The sequence below is a fragment of the uncultured Caulobacter sp. genome, from assembly GCF_937900395.1.
Classification (GTDB): domain Bacteria; phylum Pseudomonadota; class Alphaproteobacteria; order Caulobacterales; family Caulobacteraceae; genus Caulobacter.
Genome location: NZ_CALCDX010000052.1, coordinates 23266 through 29611, shown reverse-complemented (window position 1 = coordinate 29611; position 6346 = coordinate 23266). Strand labels below are relative to the sequence as shown.

General features: G+C 66.5%; 9 protein-coding genes and 3 pseudogenes. 5 read left to right on the top strand and 7 right to left on the bottom strand.

Annotation, left to right across the window (positions count from 1 at the left end; translation table 11 throughout):
- Together pyrB and Q0379_RS04915 are read right to left on the bottom strand one after the other, a co-directional pair.
- A pseudogene (gene pyrB, locus Q0379_RS04920) lies at positions 1–218 on the bottom strand (aspartate carbamoyltransferase catalytic subunit); the annotation flags it as partial.
- A gap of 102 nt (positions 219–320) precedes the next feature.
- Positions 321–590: pseudogene (locus Q0379_RS04915) on the bottom strand (hypothetical protein); the annotation flags it as partial.
- 241 nt (positions 591–831) lie between these two features.
- Between Q0379_RS04915 and Q0379_RS04910 the strand changes: the two are divergent.
- A pseudogene (locus Q0379_RS04910) lies at positions 832–1023 on the top strand (DUF3471 domain-containing protein); the annotation flags it as partial.
- A 10-nt stretch (positions 1024–1033) separates the two neighbouring features.
- Here Q0379_RS04910 and Q0379_RS04905 read toward each other — a convergent pair.
- The 3 genes from Q0379_RS04905 to Q0379_RS04895 form a co-directional block, all read right to left on the bottom strand.
- Positions 1034–1642, bottom strand: a complete 609-nt coding sequence (locus tag Q0379_RS04905; RefSeq protein WP_299005051.1) for a TetR/AcrR family transcriptional regulator — start codon at positions 1640–1642, stop codon at positions 1034–1036.
- A gap of 80 nt (positions 1643–1722) precedes the next feature.
- Positions 1723–2370 (bottom strand): TetR/AcrR family transcriptional regulator, encoded by a 648-nt coding sequence (locus tag Q0379_RS04900; protein ID WP_066680101.1) that lies wholly within the window; start codon positions 2368–2370, stop codon positions 1723–1725.
- On the bottom strand, positions 2367–2570 hold the full coding sequence (locus Q0379_RS04895; protein WP_197426864.1) for a hypothetical protein: 204 nt from the start codon (positions 2568–2570) through the stop codon (positions 2367–2369). The genes Q0379_RS04900 and Q0379_RS04895 overlap by 4 nt, the downstream gene beginning before the upstream one ends.
- A 343-nt stretch (positions 2571–2913) precedes the next feature.
- Between Q0379_RS04895 and Q0379_RS04890 the strand changes: the two genes are divergently transcribed.
- Together Q0379_RS04890 and Q0379_RS04885 are read left to right on the top strand one after the other, a co-directional pair.
- The gene (locus Q0379_RS04890; protein WP_082769664.1) at positions 2914–3117 is read left to right on the top strand and encodes a twin transmembrane helix small protein; all 204 of its coding nucleotides are present in this window, start codon (positions 2914–2916) and stop codon (positions 3115–3117) included.
- A 48-nt stretch (positions 3118–3165) separates the two neighbouring features.
- On the top strand, positions 3166–3744 hold the full coding sequence (locus tag Q0379_RS04885) for a cob(I)yrinic acid a,c-diamide adenosyltransferase (protein WP_299005040.1): 579 nt from the start codon (positions 3166–3168) through the stop codon (positions 3742–3744).
- A 171-nt stretch (positions 3745–3915) separates the two neighbouring features.
- On the opposite strand, the gene Q0379_RS04880 is transcribed toward Q0379_RS04885, so the two are convergent.
- Complete coding sequence (locus Q0379_RS04880) at positions 3916–4200, bottom strand: hypothetical protein (RefSeq protein ID WP_299005037.1); 285 nt, start codon at positions 4198–4200, stop codon at positions 3916–3918.
- 208 nt (positions 4201–4408) lie between these two features.
- Here Q0379_RS04880 and Q0379_RS04875 point away from each other — a divergent pair, with 208 nt between their 5' ends.
- A complete protein-coding gene (locus Q0379_RS04875; RefSeq protein ID WP_299005034.1) occupies positions 4409–5155 on the top strand; it encodes an electron transfer flavoprotein subunit beta/FixA family protein in 747 nt (248 codons plus the stop codon).
- Positions 5155–6096 (top strand): electron transfer flavoprotein subunit alpha/FixB family protein, encoded by a 942-nt coding sequence (locus Q0379_RS04870; RefSeq protein ID WP_299005032.1) that lies wholly within the window; start codon positions 5155–5157, stop codon positions 6094–6096. The genes Q0379_RS04875 and Q0379_RS04870 overlap by 1 nt, the downstream gene beginning before the upstream one ends.
- Positions 6097–6189: 93 nt before the next feature.
- Here Q0379_RS04870 and Q0379_RS04865 read toward each other — a convergent pair whose 3' ends face one another.
- Positions 6190–6312, bottom strand: coding sequence for a hypothetical protein (locus Q0379_RS04865; protein ID WP_299005027.1), 123 nt, complete (start codon positions 6310–6312; stop codon positions 6190–6192).
- Positions 6313–6346: the final 34 nt, after the last annotated feature.

Below are 6346 nucleotides of genomic sequence, written 5' to 3'. Positions count from 1 at the left end.
GCCGTGTCGATGAGCGTTTCGCCCTTCTTCACCGAGGAATTGCCGACCGACATGTTCATCACGTCGGCCCCGAGGCGCTTGCCGGCCAGCTCGAACGAGGCCTGGGTGCGGGTCGAGGATTCGAAAAAGAGGTTGATCAGCGTCCGCCCGCGCAGCGTGTCGCGCTTCTTGGCGACCTCGCGGTTCAGGGCGACGTAGGATTCGGCGAGGCCCAGCAGCGTCGCGACGGTCGCGAGATGTCGCGGGTGCGAAAGCGCATTGGCCTGCGCCGCGTAGGCGATGGTGTCATACCGGCGCGCCAGGTCCTGCGGGTCCCCGGCCGCCAAGGTGCGCATATCGTCCAGCGCCTTCATGAACTTGGGCTTATGGGCCTCCTCCAGGCGTTTGACGTAGTAGGGGTCGCCGGAGAGCAGGAAGCCGCGCAGGGAGTTCTCCTGGCGGGTTAGGCGGAAGGCGGCCTGATCGATCTCCAGTTCGGCCAGGGCCGCAACTGGCCTTTGGGCGCTTCTCTGGCTCTGTTCTTGATGCTGATCGTGCTGGCGGCCCTGCTGGTCTATGTGCGCCAGGTCGGCCGCGCGGACCCGCGCCATGGCTGAGCGCGCGTTCTCGGTCCGGCGGATGCCCGGCTTCGTGCCGGTGGCGATCCTGGTCTTCGTCATCCTCTACGCACCGATCGCCATCCTCGCGACCTACTCGTTCAACGCCGGCACCTCGCTGGGCGCGGTGATCGCCGGCTACGTCGCGCTGGCTGATAAGACGGTCGTGCGCTCGGTGGTGATGGTGGACTCGTTGGTCGATCCCTACCCCATCTCGCGCGAGGCCCGGGCCAAGCTGCGCGGCAAGCTCGAGCCGTTCGACGGCGAGGTCTTCAAGACCGTGTTCGACGACCGCACCCAGGAGGACGCCTTCTTCACCTTCGACCTGAAGGACGGGCGCGTGGTCTCGGCCCTGGTCAAGGCGGTCTCGCCCCTGGCCGACTTCAGCTACGACTACCAGGACCTGAGGCTGACCCGGGTGTCGTGAGGCGCTGGCCTCAGCGCGGCTTCCAGCCCTCGGCGATCATCGCGATCTGCTTGTCCATCACCGACGACATCTGGGCGGCGGCGATTTCGCCACCCGCCGCGGCCGCCATGCGATAGTTCCAGGCGTAGGCGGCCTTCAGCGTGTCGGCGATCAGCGGCAGATCGAGGTTCTCGCGCACCTCGCCCTTGCGCACGCCATCCCGCAGCACGTCGAGCAGCATCTCCGTCAGACGCGGATTGCGGCCGTAGGGTGTGACGCCCGGATCGTTGCTCGGATTATACGAGGCGGCGATGTGAGCCAGGAATAGCTTCACCCGCCGCGTCTCGAACTCGTAGTGGATGGCGAAGATCGAGCACAGCCGGTCGGCCGTGCTGCCCCGCAGCACCGGGATCACCCGGTCAAACTCGGCATACAGTTCGCTGAGCCGGTGGTCCATCACATGGCTCAGCACCTCCGCCTTGGAGGCGAAGGTGGTGAACACGCTGCCGACGGAGACCCCCGCCCGCTCCGCGATGGCGCGGATGGTGGTCTCGTCGTACCCGATCTCGTTGAACAGGTCGCGCGCCGCGTCGAGAACCTTCTCGCGCGTCGCGGCCTTCTGTTCGTTCCTTACGCCCACGCACGTCCCCCTCGAACACGCCAGCGTCATGATTGACTTCAAAGACGGACCCGTCCCCCCCGGAACGGGATCGTCATTCGTTAGGCGCGAGCGCCCGCGAAGATGATCTTCAGTTGATCGGAGAGCCGCGCCAGCAAAGCCTCGACCGACCAGCCGTCGTAGATCGCACGACGATAGTTGGCGAGATACACGTCCCAGACGATCTCCGCCAACAGTTTAGTATCGGCGTCGGCCTTCAACTGCTTCTGGTCGACGCCGCGCTGCAGAGCCTCGGCGATCAGACGGAAGATATGCTTGAGATCGGTCCGGGCGCGACGCTCGGCGGCCTCGGAGTGGGTCCACGAGACCGCGATGCTGGCGCGCAGCAACGGCAGCTGCTCGACGTGGAAGCTGTAGGCGACGCCGAACAGACCCATCAGCGCCTCGTCCACCGTCTTGGCGTTGCGGGCGGCCTGGGTCATCTGGGCGTAGATGACTTCGTAGTCGGCGGTCAGGATCTCCTCGAACAGCTCCGACTTGTCGGCGAAGCTGGCGAACACCGCGCCGGTCGACATGCCGGCGGCCTGGGCGATATCCCGGATGGTCGCGCCTTCATAGCCGCGCTCGCTGAACAGGCGGCGGGCGGCGGCCAGGACGCGTTCGCGGGTGCGCTGCTTGGCCAGGGCGCGGCGGGTCAGCTTCACCGGGGCCTCGGAGGCCTGATCGATATTGACGGATACGAAGCTCATGCGGCGGCCTCCAGGCGGGCGAGAGCGGCTTCGGCCCGCTTCTCGAACTCGGTGCAATACTCATCGACGACGTTCTGCAAAACGTCGGCGTAACGGCGAGCCAGCTGGCGGCCGTCCTGCGCGGCGTCGCGCAGATCGGTGATCAGCTGGCGGACTTCGGCCAGGGCCTCTTCGCGCTCGAACGCGGAGGGCTCGACCATGTCTACAGAGCGGGCGCTCTGAGCCATGCGGCAATCTCCTACCCCCGCTGGGGTCAGTGAAAGGCGTTGAACGATCCGCGGTGGGGAGTTGATCATGTTCAACGAACGCAGACTACTAAATAGGACGCGCGGGCCTTAACGCCAGGGAGACCTGTTTGCAACCGCGAAATCCGGCTCAAATGACGTAAGTGAACGCGCTCAACCTAGATATGTGAGCGCTACCATAGCGTCACTGCGACATTTTGCCCGCCGAACGAGTTCGCCGAACGAATTCAACGGAGACGCGTTTAAGCGATCGACCGCCGCTATGGCGCGTCGGCGCTCAAGCCCCTATTCTGGGGCCATGTCCCATCTGTTCGACTTTCTCGTCCCGGCCGCCCTTCTGGCGGTGTTGATCGCCCTGGGCGCGGGCCTTTACGCCCTGTTCCGCGGCGGGGACTTCGGGCGTTCCTATTCCAACAAACTGATGCGGTTGCGGGTGCTCCTGCAATTCATCGCCATCATCGTCCTGGTCGCCGCCGCCTTCTGGTGGCGGAAGGGCGCTTGAGGCTCGCTCGCTAGATAACGCCACTCAGGGAACGAGAGTCCGCGACGGATGGTCACGCTGAATCGCATCTATACGCGCACGGGCGACGCCGGCTCGACGCGGCTGGCGACCGGGGCCCCGGTGAGCAAGGCCTCGCAACGGGTCGAGGCCTATGGCGGCGTGGACGAGACCAACGCCGCGATCGGCCAGGCGCGACAGCATACCGCAGGCGATCCGACGCTCGACGCGATCCTCGAGCGCGTCCAGAACGACCTCTTCGACCTGGGCGCGGATCTCGCCACGCCCGAGCAGCACGGCAAGCCGGAATGGGAGCCCCTGCGCATCCTGGACAGCCAGGTCGAACGCCTGGAGCGCGAGATCGATCTTTTGAACGCGGAGCTCGAGCCGCTGACGTCATTCGTGCTGCCGGCGGGCTCTCCCGCGGCGGCGGCCTTGCATGTGGCGCGCACCGTCTGCCGGCGCGCCGAGCGCGGCTGCGTGGCGCTGATGACGGTCGAGGGCGAAATCGTCGGGGCGCCCGCGATCAAATACCTCAACCGCCTGTCGGACCTGCTGTTCGTCGCGGCCCGCTGGGCCAACGACAAGGGCAAGGCCGACGTCCTGTGGAAGCCCGGCGCGACGCGCTGAGGTTTCTCCACAAACATTCGAGAAGCAGCCTCCCTAGGCCTTGCGCCTAGGGCCCAACTTTCAGCCGCCGCGACGCCGGCGCTCGCCATCATCGGTGGCGGCCATGCTGACAAGCTAGACCTGGCGGAGCCGTGGGCCCTAGGCACAAGGCCTAGGAAGGCAGGTTTTGGGTTACTTCTTTTCAGGAGCGGCAGGAGCAGCTTTGCCAACAGCCTCCCCCTCCGGCCGAATCCGCGCCTCGCCGTTGATCGGCGGCACGTTGGTCGGACGGCGGGTCAGCGTCTCGATCGGATAGATCGTGGCGCACTTCATCCACTTGCCAGCCCAGGCCCCGCCGCGCTCCTCGCAGCGCTGCTTCGGCCACACCCACAGGCCATGATAGGCCAGGACGCCGGCGCTGGAGAGCAGGAACAGGCCCAGGAAGATGTACTTCAGGCGCGTGAAGGTCTTGTTCATGGCCGGCCCCTTAGCGCCTTTCCGTCCTTAAGGGAATGAGCCGCGCGCCCCCGCGCGCCCGCGAGAGGCGTCAATCCCTACGATCGTTTGAACCTCGGCGCCGATAACGCATTACGCTTACGCCAAGGGAAACTTGCATTGCGGCGCACAAGCGCTAAGTCGGTTGGCAATCAGGAGAAAACGCAAAACCTGGAGGCGGTGAGAACCGATGAAGGTCCTAGTCCCGGTCAAGCGGGTGATCGACTACAACGTGAAGGCCCGCGTTAAGGCGGATCAGACGGGTGTCGACCTCGCCAACGTCAAGATGTCGATGAACCCCTTCTGCGAGATCGCGGTCGAAGAAGCCGTGCGTCTCAAGGAAAAAGGCGTGGCGACCGAGGTCGTCATCGTCAGCATCGGCCCCGCCCAAGCCCAGGAGACGATCCGCACGGCGCTCGCCATGGGCGGCGATCGCGGCATCCTGATCACCTCGGACGCCGACCTCGAGCCGCTGGCCGTGGCCAAGCTGCTGGCCGCCGTGGTCGCCGAGGAAAACCCGAACCTGGTGGTCATGGGCAAGCAGGCGATCGACGGCGACAACAACGCCGTCGGCCAGATGCTGTCGGCCCTGCTGGGCTGGCCGCAGGCCACCTACGCCTCGGCGCTGGACGTCTCGGGCTCGACCGCCAAGGTCACCCGCGAAGTCGACGGCGGCCTGCAGACGCTGGACGTCGACCTGCCGGCCGTGATCACCGCCGACCTGCGCCTGAACGAGCCGCGCTACGCGTCTCTGCCCAACATCATGAAGGCCAAGAAGAAGGAGATCGCCACGAAGGCGGTCGCCGACTACGGCGTCGATGTCGCGCCGCGCCTGAAGGTCCTGAAGGTCACCGAGCCGCCGAAACGCTCGGCTGGCATCAAGGTCGAGACGGCCGCTGACCTGGTCTCCAAGCTCAATACCGCGGGGGTGCTGTAATGGCTGTTCTCGTCATCGCCGACAACGACAACGCGCACCTGCGCGACGCCACCCACAAGACCGTCACCGCCGCCCAGAAGATCTCGGGCGACATCGACGTCCTGGTCCTGGGCAAGGGCGCCAAGGCCGTGGCCGACGCCGCCGCCAAGATCGCCGGCGTCCGTAAGGTCCTGCTGGCCGAGTCCGACGCCTTGGGCCACGGCATCGCCGAAGCCCAGGCCGACGCCGTGCTGGCGCTGGCCGGCAATTACGACGCGATCCTGGTTCCGGCCACCTCGGGCGGCAAGAACTTCGCCCCGCGCGTCGCCGCCAAGCTGGACGTCGCCCCGATCTCGGACATCGTCGAGGTCGTCAGCGCCGACACCTTCACGCGCCCGATCTACGCCGGCAACGCGCTGGAGACGATCCAGTCGTCCGACGCCAAGAAGGTGATCACCGTGCGTCCGACCGCCTTCGCCGCCGCCGCTGAAGGCGGCTCGGCCTCGGTCGAGACCGTCGGCGGCGCCGATGCTGACAAGACCCGCTTCGTCAGCGAAGAAATGGTCAAGTCCGACCGTCCGGAACTGGCCGCGGCCAAGATCGTCGTCTCGGGCGGCCGCGCCATGGGCTCGGCCGAAGAGTTCCAGCGCGTGATCGAGCCCCTGGCCGACAAGCTAGGCGCCGCCGTCGGCGCCTCGCGCGCGGCCGTCGACGCCGGCTACGCCCCGAACGACTACCAGGTCGGCCAGACCGGCAAGGTCGTGGCGCCGCAGCTCTATGTCGCCATCGGCATCTCGGGCGCGATCCAGCACCTGGCCGGCATGAAGGACTCCAAGGTGATCGTCGCGATCAACAAGGACGCCGACGCGCCGATCTTCCAGGTGGCCGACTACGGCCTGGTCGCCGACTACAAGACGGCCGTGCCGGAGCTGATGGACGCCCTGACGGCGGCTGGGAAGTAAGTCAGGCCCCTTCTCTCCCTAGCGGGAAAAGGAAAAATCAAGAAAGGCCCGGAGGCGACTCCGGGCCTTTTTCGTGGGTCGGGCGCAGGCTGGCTAGCGCACGGTGACGATGGGGCGAGCCCAGGCGGCGTTCGGGTCGGACAGGCTGGGCGATTGGCTCGCCGCGCCGGAGGCCAGGGCGAGCACAAGCGCGCCCGCGATCAGCAGGGTCTTCATGGTTCGATCTCTCGGGTCTTTGAGGCGGAAGGGT

Bases quoted from the DNA above. Each gene is read 5' to 3' on its own strand.
- Q0379_RS04900 (WP_066680101.1), bottom strand. From the start codon at position 2,370: ATGAGCTTCGTATCCGTCAATATCGATCAGGCCTCCGAGGCCCCGGTG.
- Q0379_RS04870 (WP_299005032.1), top strand. From the start codon at position 5,155: ATGGCTGTTCTCGTCATCGCCGACAACGACAACGCGCACCTGCGCGAC.
- Q0379_RS04880 (WP_299005037.1), bottom strand. From the start codon at position 4,200: ATGAACAAGACCTTCACGCGCCTGAAGTACATCTTCCTGGGCCTGTTC.
- Q0379_RS04895 (WP_197426864.1), bottom strand. From the start codon at position 2,570: ATGGTCGAGCCCTCCGCGTTCGAGCGCGAAGAGGCCCTGGCCGAAGTC.
- Q0379_RS04865 (WP_299005027.1), bottom strand. From the start codon at position 6,312: ATGAAGACCCTGCTGATCGCGGGCGCGCTTGTGCTCGCCCTGGCCTCC.
- Q0379_RS04875 (WP_299005034.1), top strand. From the start codon at position 4,409: ATGAAGGTCCTAGTCCCGGTCAAGCGGGTGATCGACTACAACGTGAAG.
- Q0379_RS04890 (WP_082769664.1), top strand. From the start codon at position 2,914: ATGTCCCATCTGTTCGACTTTCTCGTCCCGGCCGCCCTTCTGGCGGTG.
- Q0379_RS04885 (WP_299005040.1), top strand. From the start codon at position 3,166: ATGGTCACGCTGAATCGCATCTATACGCGCACGGGCGACGCCGGCTCG.